The 14,819-nt window shown below is 70.7% G+C and carries 7 protein-coding genes and 3 pseudogenes; 3 read left to right on the forward strand and 7 right to left on the reverse strand.

Going from position 1 to position 14,819, the window contains the following annotated elements; all coding sequences use genetic code 11:
* Positions 1–39: 39 nt before the first annotated feature.
* From ADL12_RS23795 to ADL12_RS23820, 6 genes and pseudogenes are all read right to left on the reverse strand, one after another.
* Positions 40–1,812, reverse strand: a complete 1,773-nt coding sequence (locus ADL12_RS23795; protein ID WP_062704900.1) for a cellulase family glycosylhydrolase — start codon at positions 1,810–1,812, stop codon at positions 40–42.
* 253 nt (positions 1,813–2,065) lie between these two features.
* Positions 2,066–3,577: a glycoside hydrolase family 43 protein gene (locus ADL12_RS23800; protein WP_062704906.1), complete on the reverse strand. Its 1,512-nt coding sequence runs from the start codon at positions 3,575–3,577 to the stop codon at positions 2,066–2,068.
* Positions 3,578–3,621: 44 nt separating this feature from the next.
* A complete protein-coding gene (locus ADL12_RS23805) occupies positions 3,622–5,757 on the reverse strand; it encodes an alpha-galactosidase (protein WP_062704908.1) in 2,136 nt (711 codons plus the stop codon).
* A gap of 303 nt (positions 5,758–6,060) precedes the next feature.
* Positions 6,061–6,821 (reverse strand): annotated as a pseudogene (locus ADL12_RS23810) (hypothetical protein).
* A 218-nt stretch (positions 6,822–7,039) separates the two neighbouring features.
* Positions 7,040–8,146 (reverse strand): SGNH/GDSL hydrolase family protein, encoded by a 1,107-nt coding sequence (locus tag ADL12_RS23815; protein ID WP_062704912.1) that lies wholly within the window; start codon positions 8,144–8,146, stop codon positions 7,040–7,042.
* A 443-nt stretch (positions 8,147–8,589) separates the two neighbouring features.
* Positions 8,590–10,218, reverse strand: coding sequence for a PucR family transcriptional regulator (locus tag ADL12_RS23820; protein WP_062704914.1), 1,629 nt, complete (start codon positions 10,216–10,218; stop codon positions 8,590–8,592).
* Between the two features lie 280 nt (positions 10,219–10,498).
* On the opposite strand from ADL12_RS23820, the gene ADL12_RS23825 reads away from it, so the two are divergent.
* The 3 genes and pseudogenes from ADL12_RS23825 to ADL12_RS56730 all read left to right on the forward strand — a co-directional run.
* Entirely contained in the window at positions 10,499–11,767 is a 1,269-nt protein-coding gene (locus ADL12_RS23825; RefSeq protein WP_062704988.1) for an aspartate aminotransferase family protein, read from the forward strand.
* Positions 11,764–12,820, forward strand: a pseudogene (locus ADL12_RS56725) (FAD-binding oxidoreductase); the annotation flags it as partial. The gene ADL12_RS23825 and the pseudogene ADL12_RS56725, both read left to right, overlap by 4 nt.
* A gap of 193 nt (positions 12,821–13,013) precedes the next feature.
* A pseudogene (locus ADL12_RS56730) lies at positions 13,014–13,467 on the forward strand (Rossmann-fold NAD(P)-binding domain-containing protein); the annotation flags it as partial.
* 367 nt (positions 13,468–13,834) lie between these two features.
* Here ADL12_RS56730 and ADL12_RS23845 read toward each other — a convergent pair.
* The gene (locus ADL12_RS23845) at positions 13,835–14,818 is read right to left on the reverse strand and encodes a D-2-hydroxyacid dehydrogenase (RefSeq protein WP_062704923.1); all 984 of its coding nucleotides are present in this window, start codon (positions 14,816–14,818) and stop codon (positions 13,835–13,837) included.
* Position 14,819 lies beyond the last annotated feature (1 nt).

The raw sequence follows: 14,819 nt of genomic DNA on the forward strand, positions 1-14,819 counted from the left end.
CGCCCGGGGGAGCGGGCGGCCAGGGCAAGGGCTGGTACGTCAGGAGACCGTGCCGGTGACCGTGCTTCCGGACTTGGTGACGTGGTAGGTGACGGTGGCGCCGCTGTAGAAGTGGAAGATCAGCGTCGCGGTCTCACTCTCGCGGAGCGAGTTCAGGAACTCGAGGGTCAGGATGATCCCGCCGTTCGTGTAGTCCGGCGAGAAGGCCTTGTTGAACTCCTGGTAGGGGTTCCAGTTGAGCGGGCCGGCGTTGGTGCCGTCGGCGTAGGTGGAGTGCATGGTCGCCAGGTCGTCACCCCGGTACTGGGTGGGGACGGTGAACGAGTCGGTGGTGCCGGTGGCGTTCGACAGCACCGGCACGTCGTTGGTGACGATGTCGATGTTCCAGGGCAGCCCACAGGAGAACCGGGCCTGGAGCGTCGAGTTGACGCCGTAGGCGCGGTTGCCGACCAGGCGGGTAAGCGCCTTGGCGGTGAACGTCAGCTGGTTGCCGGAGACGGTGTAGTCCCGTCCCGCGGCCAGCTTGGTGCCGCCCTGCCACACCCCTCGGAAGCTGGTGCCGTTGAGGTTCAGGGTGAGCGACTTGGCGGTGATCGTGCTGGACTTCGGCACGTAGATCTTGTCGAAGGAGGCGGTGCCCGAGCGGGTGGTCCAGCTCGACTTGATCCAGTTGAACAGGGCCTGGTCGCGCCACTGGAGGGTCTCGCGGTTCAGGTAGCCGAACGGGTCCCACAGCGCGGTGGTGACACCGACGGAGCGCGCCGTGTAGTTGAGGTGCTCGTAGTACTTCAGCGCCTCGCCCCGCTCGACGCGGGAGGGATGGAAGTGATTGGGCCACTCGAGCAGGCCGTACTCACCGATGTAGACCGGGATGCCCCGGGCGACGAAGGTGGTGCGGATGTTGGCGAAGGTGTCGTCCAGGTGCTTCTGCGCGGCGGCGTCGTAGTGGGTGCCGCCCGCCGCGTTCACGCTGAACGGATACCAGCTGTAGAAGTGCACCTGCGCCACGAGCTGACTGTCGTTCAGCGCGGTGATGGTGGTGTACAGGTCGTCCATGTAAGCCTGGTCGGCGCTGCCGCCGGTCCCACTGCCCGGGCCGCCTGTGGTCAGCGACAGCAGGCGGCTCGCGTTGGCGCCGCCCGAGGCGCGGACCACGGAGTGGAACGAGGTCTGCAGCTCGCGCAGGTATTGGGTCTTCTGCGCTTCCGTGGCGTTGCCGAAGCTCGGCTCGTTGATGCCCTCGAAGACCAGGGTGCGCGGCGCGTCACGGAAGGTCGTGGAGATCTGGGACCAGGTGGAGTTGAACCGGGCCATCACGTTGTCGTGGTCGCTCGTGATGTCATCGATCCACATCCACGAGTCGTGGTGGACGTTGAGCACCACGTACAGACCGTCGGCCAGCGCCCAGTCGACCAGCTGCTTGACCCGGGCCATGTACGTCGCGTCGATGGTGTACGGCGCGGTGGCGGACTGGTGGTCGGTCCAGGTCACCGGGATGCGGACACTGCGGAAGCCCGCCGCGGCGATGGTGTCGAAAGTGGCCTTGGTGGTCTGCCCGTTGCCCCAGGAATCCTCGTTCGGGAAGGCGTCCAGGGTGTTGCCCAGGTTCCAGCTGGGCTGCATCGCCGCTACGGCGTCCATGGCGGAAGCCGGAACAGTGACCGCCGACGGTGACGCCTTCTTCGTGCCGTCGGGCGCGGCCAGCGCGGTGCCGCCGGTCAGCCCCACCATGACGACCAGCGCCAGCAGCAGGGCGGCCAGACGGCCTGGGCCGCGGCCGCGGTGGTGCGCGGGTTGCCGTATGTCCTTCATGCGTCAGGCCTTTCGGTCGGTCGTACGGGTGATCCGGTCCGTGGCCGGACAGCGACGGGGCGCCACCGCCGGCCACGCCTGCAGCTGCAGGCTCATCGGGTGATGCGTGTCGTGCCGTTCTCGGGGTTCAGGGCCGGACCGCTCAGCCGGTCGGTGAGGACGTGCCGGCCCCGCCCTCGCCGCCACGTGGCGGAGGGTCCTGCGTCCTTGTCAGCAGTCCTGCGTCCTTGTCAGCAGAGGGAGGGGGCCTGGTTCAGCCGTCGAGGGGCTCGTAGTCGAACCAGTCGAAGTGGACGGTGCCTGCCGCGGCGTACATGCCGATGACCCGGCCTGTGAAGCCGCCGGCGACCTCGGTCGACAGGTAGCGGCCGTCGAGGGTCGCGAGCTCGGTGAACGTGCCGTCGGGCTGCTCGACGCCGAGGGAGAGGACGTCGGGTCCGGTACACGGACCGTGCGGAGACGGCGGTTCCGTGATCGTGACGGTGAGGACCACCGGCCCGGCGGGCACGGACTGTTCGGCCACGACCGTGCGCAGGTAGCCGACACGCGCGATCACCCGCACCCGCGTGTCGGACACCTCGATCGCGTAGTGGTGCCGCTCGTCGAGCCGGACGGCGAGGCCGCCGCTTCCCTCCGCGGCATCGACCAAAGTGCGTGCCCGGCATGACAGATGCTGCTGGCGCCGGCCGGTGAACACCGCGTCGGGCTCGTCCAGGGAGTCGCCCCGCGCGCGGAGCGTCAGCCACCCGGGGCGCTCCTTGGTGGTGCAGTGCTCGGCCAGCCGGTCGCGCAGGGAAATCCAGGACGGTCGCAGTTCGGCGAGCTCGAAGTCGTCCCGACGCTCCTCGACGGGGCCGGAGGAGAGCGGCCACGGCAACTCGGGTAGTTCCAGGGCGACTTCGCCGACGACCGGCCAGTCGTCTTCCCACGTGACCGGGGCGAGGAAGGTCTCGCGGCCGAGGACGTGCCAGCCGGGAGTGCCGCCGCCCGGTCGGACGCCGAGCAGCACCATCCACCAGGAGCCGTCGGGGCCTTGGACCAGGTCGGCGTGCCCGGTGTTCTGGACGGGGTGGTCGGTGCCGCGATGGGTGAGGATCGGGTTGGCCGGGCACGGCTCGAACGGGCCGCTGGGCGTACGGCCGCGGGCGATCGAGACGCCGTGGCCGCGCTCGGTGCCGCCCTCGGCGATGAGCAGGTACCAGTAGTCGCCGATCCGGTACAGGTGCGGCGCCTCCGGGGCCTTCGCGCCGGGCCCGCCCGACCAGAGCCGGTGCGGAGTCCCGTACGTCTGCCCGGTGGACGGGTCGATACGGACCTGCGACACCCCGGCGACCGTGCACCAGCAGGTGCCGTCCTCGTCCCAGACCAGGTCGGGATCGATGCCGGGGACATCCGGCGCCCAGATGGGATCCGACCACGGTCCGGCGGGGTCGGTCGCCGTGACGATCAGATTGCCGCCGCCCTCGCTGCAGTTGGTGACGATCAGCCAGAAGCGCCCGTCGTGGTGGCGCAGGGTGGGGGCGTAGATCCCGCCGGAGGACCATGCGTCCGACAGGCGCAGTTGCTCCGGCCGGTCCAGGGCGTTGCCGATCTGCCTCCAGTGCACCAGGTCGCGGCTGTGGAACAGGGGTACGCCGGGGAAGTACTCGAAGCTGGAGCAGGCGAGGTAGTAGTCGTCGCCGACGCGGCAGATGCTGGGGTCGGGGTGGAAGCCGGGGAGCACGGGGTTGGTGAAGCGTCCGTCCGGCTGGTGCAAAGGGGGCACCCGAGAGGTCCTCTCGTTGGTTCGTGATGCAGGTGTGGGGTGGTTCAGGGAGCGCCGGGGTCGGTGGAGGTGATGCGGAGCAGGACGGCCGACGGCGCGGTGGGCAGGGTCAGGCTCAGCTCGGCCGTGTCGGGCGTCCAGGCGGAAACGGCCCGACTGGCCCAGGGGTAGAGCAGGTCGGCACGGGCGGCGGTGTTCCGCAGGTGGGGCAGGTGAAGCGTCGCCGTGGCGTCGGTTCCGGGGCGCCGCCAGGCGGTGAGGTAGGTGGCGGCGGGAGTGCGCAGGGCCAGGGCGATCCAGGGGTCGTCCCAGGCGGGAAGGCCCAGTGGCCAGGACGGCACGGCTTGCGGCAGGTCGGCGCGGATGGTCTTGTAGGCCGCTACCGCCTCGTGGACCAGGGCGCGGGCCTCCGGCCCGAGTTCGGGAATGCGGCCGGAGAGATGGATCCGGCCGAGGAGCGCGTTGGTCATGGTGAAGGCCACCTCGTCGAGGGAATCCTCCGGCTGGGGGTACGCCCAGACGGCACCCTGTTCGGGGGTGACGGCGGTGGGCGCGGAAGCCGCGATGGGCGCGTAGAGGTGGAGGTTCTGCTGGTCGCTGGTGGACTGCAGCTGCATCCGGGACAGCAGGGCGTGGTCCCAGCGCATGCCGCCGGAGGAGCAGTTCTCCACGACCAGGTGCGGGTGCCGGTCGAGGACGCCGTCGAGCCAGTCGAGGTGCGCCCGGTTGTGGCCGAGCAGGCCGGCGCCCGGGGTCTCGCCGGGGTGGGCGCTGGTGCCGGAGCCGGGGTCGATGTTGTGGTCGAGTTTGAGGTAGCCGACGCCCCACTCGCCGACCAGGCGGTCCACGACCTGGTCCAGGTGGGCACGGGCGGCCGGGTGGCGCAGGTCCAGGTGGTGCCGGCCGGTCTCCGTGACGCGGACGCCGTCGCGGCGGAAGAACGCCTCGTCGGGCAGGGACTTGGCCATGGGGCTGCGGACGCCGATCACCTCCGGCTCCAGCCACAGGCCGGGCACCATGTCGCGCTCCCGGATGCGGTCCAGCACCTCGTGGATCCCGCGTTCCCCGGGGAACCGGGAGGCGGCCGGCTCCCAGGCGCCGACGCTGTCCCACCAGCCGCCGTCGTCGCCGTCGTACCAGCCGGCGTCGATCACGAAGTATTCCGCGCCCGCGTCGGCCGCCGCGTCGATGAGCGGCATCAGCTTCTCGGTCGTGGGGTCGCCCATCAGGCAGTTCATGTAGTCGTTGAAGATGACGGGCAGGCGCTGGTGGTCGGTGTGCGGGCGGCGTTGGGCGCGGCGGTAGCGGGTCAGCGCGGCGAACGCGGCGTCGGGGCCGCCGTCGGCGCTGAAGGACAGGGCGGCGGGTACGGTGCGAAAGACGGCGCCGGGTTCAAGGGAGTGCCGCCAGCCGTGGTGGGTGTCGGTGGGTCCGAACAGCGCCGCGTAGGCCGCCTTGTCGTGCTCGCCGCACTCCCAACGCCAGCCGCCGCCGTTGTGCTCGATCTGCCACACCCAGGCGCGGCCGGTGCGCCGGTCCGTCAGGCCGCCCATGGGGAGGCGTCCGCAACTGGACCAGGTGCCCTGTCCGTTCACGGCGAAGCCGGATTTGCCGTGCGCGTTGCTCACGCGTCCGTCGTGGGCCGGTGTGGTCAGGCGCATCGGCTGTCGCTGCCAGCGGCATTCCGTGAGCCAGTCGTTCTCCGCCCACAGCAGGTCCGCGGCGTCGATGGCCGCCGGGGCCTGCGAGGTGAGGCAGCCCACCGCGAACGAGCTGACCGACTCCAGGTGCAGCGTGGTCTGCCCTTCGTTGCGCAGGGTCACCTCGCTGCGGAGCACCGGGATGCCGGTCGGTGATCGGTAGGTCACCTCCGCAGCCAACCCGGTTTCCGGGTCGTGGAGTTGGACGGTCAGTGTGTGCCAGTCGCCGTCGCGGGTCGCGTGGTGGGTCCGGTGGCGCAGACGCCCGCCGAGACCGGTGCCGACGAGGCGGTTGCCCGACCAGCTGCGGCCGTGCCCCGCGGCTGTCACCTCCACCAGGGGCAGGGACGCACCGGGGAATGTCCGCGCCTCGCCGGGCAGTCCGAGGTGCGTCAGGCGCGGGCTGCCGTCGTCATCGAGGACGATCTCGAGCTGGAGGGTCTCGTGCCCCCAGTGGAAGGTCCCTTGCTCCTTGGTCATGGCGGCCCTTTCAAGATCAGTGCCCGCGCAGAACCGCGCAGCCACCGGGCGGGACTTCGTGCGTCACTGCACCGGGTGAGCCCGGGTGACAGACCTGGCAGACCCGGTCGATGCCCGGCCTCCTTCAGCAGCTGTCGAAGCGCTTCGCTTGGCAGGCGAAAGTTAACGGACAAGTTTCGTGTGAAACAAGGGCCCTTACGGCGAGAAAGTTTCTCCTGCTGGGTCTATTGACAGCCCATCAGGGAGAATGGCACTGTCGAAGCGCTTCGACAATCATGCTCGCCTCGGCCGAAGTCGAGGTGTTCAGTCCAGGACTGCGAAGTGCTCGGCGGCACCGCCGCGCCACTCGATCATGAAGAGGGTGGCGTCGTCGCTGGTGCGCCCGCCGCGTTCCTTCTTCAGCGTGTGGGAGAGCCGGCGCAGGTGATGTCGTCGGTGTAGCAGAGCACCCGGTCGCCCCGCTGGAGTGGGTGCTCTTTGAAGGCGCGCCTGGCATGGCGGCAAGCGCCGATAGCGATGGTCGCCATCGCGGCGGCGTCCATGTCGTGGCCCATCGCGTCGATTACGGCCACGTGCAGGATGTTGTCGTTGAGGACGTAGTCGAAGCTGTCGCCGGCTGCGCGGTGAGCGGGCTCCAGGATGCCCGCCACCTGAACCTGGGGCACGGCCATCGTCAGCGGTGGCAGCAGGCCCCACTGGACGGTGTCCGGCGGCAGGGCCATGACGCCCACCTGGTCGCTGCCGTCCAGCAGAGCCAGATGGATCCGCACGCCGCCGCGGGCCTGTGGTACCTCGACGACATCCCCACGCAGGAAGGCCCGGCCGGCAGGGGAGTCGGTCATCGGCTCGGGCTGGCCGACGTGCAGCTTCCTGCCCGGAAGCACCAGCAGCTCCCGGGCGTAGTCCTGGAGCAGGATGGACACGTCACGGCCGCCGATCCTGGCCACTTCCTCCGCGATCAGCGGGGCGATCAGCTGCGGCGGCAACAGCCGCGCCCGATCCAGCAGCACCCCGAGCAGCCGTTCGCCGAAACCCTCCGACCGGTCCACGATCTCCTCGCCCATGGCCCGATTCGCCACCGCCTTCCTGTCGCGCGCGCCGGTCACTGCCTGCGCACAACGTGACCGGCGTCCTGCCCTGCTGACCCACGGGCTCGGAACGCGTCAGGCGACACGACGTCCGCCGTACGACCGCCACGGCGGGTGCCGCGCCCGGCGGTGCCCGCCACCGATGGTCTCCCGGGGCCGGTGCCCGGAATGGGCTCAGGACCCGGGAGTGGGGGTCATCCGGCGGTCAGAGTGGTCCATTTCTGGTTGGAGCCGCCGTTGCAGTCCCACAGCTGAAGCTGCGTGCCGTCGGCCGTGGAGAAGCCCGGAACGTCGAGGCAGCGGCCGGAGGCGGCGTTGCGGTAGCCGCCGTTGTAGGGCTGCCAGACCTGGTTGGCGCCTCCATGGCAGGACCAGATCTGCACCTTGGTGCCGTTGGCGGTGCCCCCGCCGGCGGCGTCGAGGCACTTCCCCATGGAGCGCAGGGTGCCGTCGGTGTAGGCGGACCAGAGCTGGTTGGCACTGTCGCCGCAGCCCCAGATCTGGGCGGCGGTCCCGTCGGCGGTGTTGGCGCCGTTGACATCCAGGCACTTTCCGGTGATGCCGGACTGCACGCGTGCGGCGGCGGGTGCCGGGTTCTTCAGCCATCCGGCGCTGTCCGCGGCCTGGATACCGCGGTGGAAGGCGGCGGCCATCTTCTGGTAGCCCGAGTCGTTGGGATGCAGGGTGTCGGCCAGGTCGGCCGTGGTCAGGCTGCTCATGTCCACGTATGCGACCTGCTTGCCCGCGGCCTGTGCGTCGCTGACGATCCGGGGGATGGCCTGGTTGTACGCGGCCCGGTACTGCTCCTCCGAGCCGCTGGTGGACACGACCAGGGAGGCCACGAGGACGGTTGCGTCGGGGGCGGCGGCGGTGATCTGGTTGACCAGCGACTTCAGCCGGTCGGTGGCCGTGGAGACCTGGTAGCTCTCGTTGAGGTCGTTGGTGCCGATCTTCAGCGTCACGACGTTGGGCCGGTAGCGGGTCAGCGAAGCGTCGGCGAGTGCGGCGATCTGGTGGATCTTGTATCCGGAGTGGCCTTCGTTGTCGGGGTCGGACATCGACCCGCCCCGCAACGTGCCGACGAAGTCCAGCGGATGGCCGTCCGCGGCAAGCTTGTCCCACAACGGGCCCCGGTAGCCGTTGCCCGTACTGCTTCCCACACCCCAGGTTATGGAGTCGCCCAACGGCATGACCCGCAAAGGTGTGTTGGGGGCGGCGGAGGCAGAGGTCACCCCTGCCGCCGTCACCCCGAGCGCGGCGGTGACAAGCGTGACCAGGGGGAGAATCCAGGACTTTCTCAAGGCAGGCGTCCTCTTCGGTGAGTGCGTGCTGAATCGACGGGACTGATCGCCGTCCGTGTCAGCAACTCGGCCGCCGTGCCGTCCCGTCGGCGTCGGTGGCCGCCTGACGTACTGGCAGAACGGCGTGGTGGGGAGACTCTTGCGCTGTGAGCGTTGCCGAGCGGGCGGGTTCGGCCCTGACCGGCCCTTGAGCGCCCTCGTACAGATATCACGCGGATCTCCGCCGGGACATCCCATGGATGCGTGAATTTTGGGATCGGTGGCACCGGGATGACGTCTGCGTCGTTTCGTCCTACCGTCGCTGTTCCAGCGGCCTGTTCGCCACCCTTTCCCTCTCCGGTGCCGACCCGCTAACATCCCATGTCTGGTCGCTGGTGTTCGAATCGTGCCTGGCCCAGGATCGGCTCCCAGTCGTGCTGGATCAGGCCGTAGGTCGTTGCATGTCACTGGGCTCGAAACACATCGCGTGCCGTCAGAGCCGCGTGGAGTTCGGTGCGTTGTTCGCCGGACTCCAGGTCGCGGTCGAGGAGACGCTCGATGGTGCGCAGGCGTTGGTACATGGTTTCGCGGGACAGGCCGCCCCGGCGAGCGGCGTTGGTCTTGTTGCCGGCCGCTTCGAGGTAGTGGCGCAGGGTCGCCAGCAGGTCGGTGCCGTGCTGGGTGTCGTAATCGATGAGTCGCCCGAGCTGCTGTTCGGCGTACTCCTGGATCCGGGTGTCCTCGCGGAGGGCGTACAGCAGGCGGCGCAGGCCGATGTCGGACAGCTCGTGGAAGGACCGGTCCGGGGGGAGGGGTTGGCCCGGCGGGGTGGCCTCGGCGACGCGGGCCGCCTCGCGGAAGGAACGGGCGGTGTCGGAGAGATCCGTGACCTCGGAGCCGACTGTCACGACTGCTTGGGGCGCCAGGCTCAGTGCGGTGCCGCACAGTCGCTCGACGATGGGGCGCCAGGGTTGGGAGGGACGCGGAGCCAGCAGGATGCCGAGGCGGTCGGGGGCCAGCTCGCCGACGAGGGCCGAGACGCCTGCCGTCCGGAGCTCCTGGAAGAGTCGGGTCTCGGGCCCGGGTCCCCCGTTCCCTGCGCGGAGGTCCACGAGGATCGCGACGAAGCGGTCTCGATCGGTCGGCAGGCCCAGTGCGGCGCAGCGGGCGCGGGCGTCCTCCGGAGAGTGGTGGCGCTGTTCGACCAGGTCGCGCAGGGCGTTTCGGTATGCGGTGCGCTCCCATGGGGTGGGGTGGATGAGGCGGGCCACGGTCAGGGCCATCGCGGTCCTCTCCAGCACGGTGATGTCCTCCGGGCCGAAGGCCGGCCCGTCGTCGGTGCGGGTGGGGAGCATGGCCACACGGCCCCAGCGTTCGCCCTGGTACTCGACGGGTGTCGTGAGCCAGCCCTCCGGGCCGCAGATCGCCGTATGGTCGCCGGGCCCGGTGGCTCTGGAGCGCTGTTCCCAATCGGTGAGCGCCTCCTCCACCGCGCTTCTGGACGGTTCGCAGATCAGTGCCTGGTGTACCAGGTTCTCCAGGACGACCGTGTGGCCGCTCATCTCCGCCGCCGCGCGCACCACGTCCTCCGGCCCGGCTCCGCGCAGGGTGAGAGCGGTGAACGCCTCGTGGATGCGCTGTGTGCGGCGCATGGCGTCCGTCTGGTTGCCCAGCAGGAGCGCGTGCACGACCTGGGTGACCTCAAGGAAGTTGACGTCCTTGGCCAGGGTGACGAGAGGCAGGCCGCGGAGGCGGCAGGCGTCGACGAGCGCGTCCGGCGGGCGGTGATAGCGGCGTACGAGTTCGATGACCAGGGCCGCCGCCCCGACGTCGGCGAGTTCGTCGACGTACCGGCGCACGCCGGCCGCGTCCTGCGGCAGCGGCATACCGGTGGTGAGGACGAGTTCGCCGCCCTTCAGGAAGGAAGCGGGGTCGGTGAGTTCGGTGATGTGGACCCACCTGACCGGCCGATCCAGGTGGGGCACGCCGGTGACGACCTGGGGCCGCCCGGCGGCCAGGACGGGAAGGGCCAGGACGTCGGCCACGGTGACCGGACGGGTGGCTCCCTGACCGGCCGGGTTGCTGTCGTTCACGGCGTCTCCATGGCGGTGGCCCTGCTCAGGGCTCCTCTGGAGCGGAGCCGAGAGTGGGCACGGAGCCCCGAGCCCGGGGAGTGTCCGGCAACTGTGGCAAGCGTCGCTGACCTGCGCAAGAGCGGTCCGGCGCGAAGCGACACCCGGTACGCCCCGAGCCGGTTGACACAACGTCCGGATGGCGCCTCCCGGCCGGACAGATCGCGCGTTGGCGCAGCCCTGGGCCGCGGGGATGCTCGGAAGACCGCAGCAGACCGAGGACCGAGGCCGGGAGACGAACATGACCGCACTGTCGCCGCACCTTCGCCAGGCCACGCCCGTGGTGGCGGCCCGGGGCGAGGGCGTCCACCTCTTCGACCAGGACGGCCGCCGCTACCTCGACTTCACCGCCGGCATCGGCGTCACCAGCACCGGGCACTGCCACCCCAAGGTCGTGGCGGCGGCGCAGGAGCAGGTGGGCGCGCTGATCCACGGCCAGTACACGACGGTCATGCACCAGCCGCTGCGCCGCCTCGTCGACAAGCTCGGTGAGGTCCTGCCGACCGGCCTGGACAGTCTGTTCTTCACCAACTCCGGCAGCGAGGCCGTCGAGGCCGCGCTGCGGCTGGCCCGCCAGGCCACCGGCCGGCCGAACGTCATCGTGTGTCACGGCGGCTTCCACGGCCGTACGGTCGCCGCCGCCTCCATGACCACCTCCGGCACCCGTTTCCGGTCCGGTTTCTCACCGCTGATGAGCGGGGTGGTCGTCACGCCGTTCCCGTCCGCCTACCGTTACGGCTGGGACGAGGAGACCGCCACCGGCTTCGCCCTGAAGGAACTCGACTACACGCTCCAGACGATCTCCTCGCCCGCCGACACGGCCGCGATCATCGTCGAGCCGGTCCTCGGCGAGGGTGGCTATGTGCCCGCCAACCGCGCCTTCATGGAGGGCCTTCGGGAGCGCGCGGACCGCCATGGCTTCGTCCTCGTCCTCGACGAGGTGCAGACGGGCGTCGGCCGCACGGGCCGCTTCTGGGGTCACGACCACTTCGGCGTCCGGCCCGACATCCTCGTCACCGCCAAGGGCTTGGCCAGCGGGTTCCCGCTGTCCGGCATCGCCGCCTCCGAGGAGCTGATGGCCAAGGCATGGCCCGGTTCGCAGGGCGGCACCTACGGCGCCAACGCCGTCGCCTGCGCCGCGGCCTGCGCCACCCTCGACGTCGTACGCGACGAGAAACTCGTCGAGAACGCCGAGGCGATGGGCAAGCGACTGCGCCAGGGACTGGAGGCGGTGGCCGACCGGACCCCGGGCATCGGTGACGTCCGCGGCCTCGGGCTGATGCTGGCCACCGAGTTCGTCACCGAGGACGGCAGTCCCGACCCCGAGACCGCCGCCCGGGTGCAGCGCGCCGCCGTCGACGAGGGGCTGCTCCTGCTGCTGTGCGGCGCCTGGAACCAGGTCGTCCGCATGATCCCGGCACTCGTCATCGACGAGACGGCGGTGGACGAGGGCCTCCGGGCGTGGGCGACCGCGGTCGAGGTCGGCACATCGGGAGCGGCAGGGCGATGACGGTCACCACCACGGCCCTGGAGCCGCTGGTCGCGCGGCTCGCGGAGACCGCTGTCGGCCTGCGGGTGGAGACCGGCCCGGGTTCCACCGGCCGCTACGCCTACGACGCCTCCAACTACCGGGTCCCGCCGCGCCGACGACGCCGTCGCGGTGCTGCGGGCCTGCCGTGAGGCACACGTTCCGGTCACCGCGCGCGGCGGCGGCACCAGCATGGCGGGCAACGCGGTCGGGCCCGGCGTCGTCCTGGACCTCTCCCGGTACATGAACCGGATCCTGGACATCGACCCGGTCGCACGGACCGCGCGCGTCGAGGCCGGGGTGATCCTGGACGGGCTGCGCAGCGCGACGGCCCTGCACGGGCTCACCTTCGGCCCCGATCCCTCCTCGCACAGCCGTTGACCCTCGGCGGGATGATCGGCAACGACGCCTGCGGCAACCGGTCGGTGCGGCACGGGCGGACCAGTGGCCACATCGAGGCTCTGGAGATCGTGACGGCCGACGGCGTGCGGGCCGTCGCCGACCGCACCGGCCTGCGCGCGGCCGACCCGCACGACACGGACGCGGTCGAGCGAGTCGCCCGCCTCGAAGCGGACGTACGCCGCCTGATCGAGGCCGACTTGGCGCCGATCCGCACCGAGCTGGGTCGCATCCCCCGCCAGGTCTCCGGTTATCAGCTGCACCACCTGCTGCCGGAGCACGGCTTCGACATGGCCCGCGCCCTGGTGGGCACCGAAGGCTCCTGCGCGGTCGTCACCGCAGCGACGGTCCGCCTGGTGGCGACCGCACAGGCCTCCACGCTCCTGACCCTCGGCTACGACGACGTGGTCGACGCCGCCGAGGACGTCCCCGAGATCCTGCGCTGGAACCCCACCGCCGTGGAGGGCATGGACGAGGCGATCGTTGCCACCATGCGTGCCCGGCGCGGCCCGCAATCCGTCACCGGCCTGCCCCACGGGCGTGCCTGGTGTACGCGTCGAGCTCGACGGCGACGACCAGGCGGACGTCGATGCCCGTGCCGCCGAACTGCTGGACGTGCTCAAGGCACAGGGCCGTTGCATCTCGCCGTACAGGCGGGCGGCAGCCGAAGTCCCGGATCATGGAGGTCAGGGGTTCCACGGGTGAGGGCATCACGGGGACGCCGATTGCCGCTTACCCGCATCTGATCGACGCTCTGGCCGCCGTGAAGGAGGCCGCCGCTCTGGTGAACGAGGGACTCGGCCTGCTGGAGCCGAGGAAGGCCGCCGACACCCGCCGGGGCTTCGTCGACGGACACGTCGCCTACCTGATGACCGTCTCCGTGCGGCCGGGCAAGCCGAACGCGGCCGCTTCCGGTTTTTCCTGTCCGGCATCATCCGCGAGCCGCTCGCGGGCCTCCCGGCCATCTGCCCGGTGCATCCCGACCTGGGGGTGGCCCTGGCCTCCCCCCGGCGAACGGTCGGGGGAATCCTGCGCGTCGCGGAGGGCGAGCGAGGCGCCGGGCCGGGCCGGCTCGACGGCGGCGTGCCGGTCAACCTTCCAGCGCTCACGGCGGCGCCGTCGCCGATCTGATGACGATCGCGCCAGACCTTGATGTCGAGGCCGTCGTGGGCTCATGGCCCGCTGTCTTCGACAACGCACGGGCCGCCGCGATCGCTGAGCTTGAGCAGGTAGTCCTCGTTGACCGGGTAGAGCTGTCCGCGGCGTACTTGACCTGTATGTAGGTGTGCGGCGGCACCTGGCGGTACAAGACGATGTCGTCCAGTTCCCCGCGTCGTCGACTTCGACGCCGACCGCCATCACCGGGTTGGGCGCACGCAGCGCAGCATCGCCGCACTTGTGGTCGGCGTGCTCAGCGGATCATCGCTGCGAGCCGGGCCGAGCCGGAAGCCCTCACACCTACCGGTCGTCAGGCGTGGCACAGTCTCTCGCCTCCCCGCCGGCGTAGCAGAGGTCAAGGCTCTCAAGTAGCCGACGCAGGCCTCACTCATTGCTGGTCGTGACAACGGGCAGCGGGCCGGGACGAGGGAACCCGAGTAGCACGCGCTCAGGCCGGTAGGAGTTACCGGCCGGAGCGCGTGCTACTCGCCCTCAGGCGGGGTGCGTCTCGTCGACCACGTATCCGCGCCGCTTGTCCACCACGTTGCGCAGCGGCCGGCCCTCGATGTGCCGGGTGAGGTTGTCGAGGAACACCTCGACGAGCGCCTCCCGCTCGCTGGTGGTCTCGCCCGCCGTGTGCGGGGAGATCATCACGCCGGGCATGTCCCACAGGGGTGATTCGGCAGGCAGCGGTTCCTGGACGAACACGTCCAGGGCTGCGCCGGCGAGCCGTCCGGCGGCGAGGTGGTCGATCAGCGCCTCCTCGTCGACGAGTCCGCCCCGGCCTACGTTGACCAGTCGCGCCCCCGGCTTCATGGCGGCGAGTACGGGGGCGTCGACCATGCCCCGGGTGTCCTGGGTGAGGGGTGCGGCCAGGACGACATAGTCCGCTTCCGTCAGGGCGGAGCGCAGGGTCGTCGCACCGTGGACCGTGCCGAAGTCGGGGTCGTCCGTGCGGGCCTTGCGGCCCGCGCCGCACACGCGCATCCCGACGGCGCGCAGCAGCCGGGCGATGGCCCGGCCGATCGGCCCCGTCCCCCAGACCAGCACGGCGCGTCCGGTGATGCCGTCGCTGGGGCGCGGACGCCACTCGCGGCGCTGCTGGTGCTCCCAGGTGCCGGGGAAGTCCTTGGCGAGGGCAAGGATCAGGCCGAGGACGTACTCGGCGGTCGGCTGGTCGTAGACCCCCCGGGCGTTGGTCAGGACAACGCCGGGATCGTCCACCAGGGCGGGGAAGAGGAAGGAGTCCACGCCCGCGGAGGCCGCGTGAACCCAGCGGGGTGCCTTCTCCGGGTTGTCGGGCCAGGCCTCACGGATGGCCGGGGTGATGGTCACCCAGGCCAGGAGGGCGTCGGCGCCGGGGAGGAGGTAGGGCAGTTCTTCCTCGGTGGCGTAGACGGTGTCCGTGAGGCCTTCTATGAGGGCGGTGGCGGGGGGCCGGTTGCCGCGGTAGAGGACGACGAGTCGGTCGGGCATG

It is taken from the genome of Streptomyces regalis (genome assembly GCF_001509475.1).
GTDB classification, from domain to species: Bacteria; Actinomycetota; Actinomycetes; order Streptomycetales; family Streptomycetaceae; genus Streptomyces; species Streptomyces regalis.

Excerpts from the sequence above, each read along its gene's own strand:
- ADL12_RS23795 (WP_062704900.1), bottom strand. The coding sequence starts at position 1,812 with ATGAAGGACATACGGCAACCCGCGCACCACCGCGGCCGCGGCCCAGGC.
- ADL12_RS23805 (WP_062704908.1), bottom strand. The coding sequence starts at position 5,757 with ATGACCAAGGAGCAAGGGACCTTCCACTGGGGGCACGAGACCCTCCAG.
- ADL12_RS23825 (WP_062704988.1), top strand. The coding sequence starts at position 10,499 with ATGACCGCACTGTCGCCGCACCTTCGCCAGGCCACGCCCGTGGTGGCG.
- ADL12_RS23845 (WP_062704923.1), bottom strand. The coding sequence starts at position 14,818 with ATGCCCGACCGACTCGTCGTCCTCTACCGCGGCAACCGGCCCCCCGCC.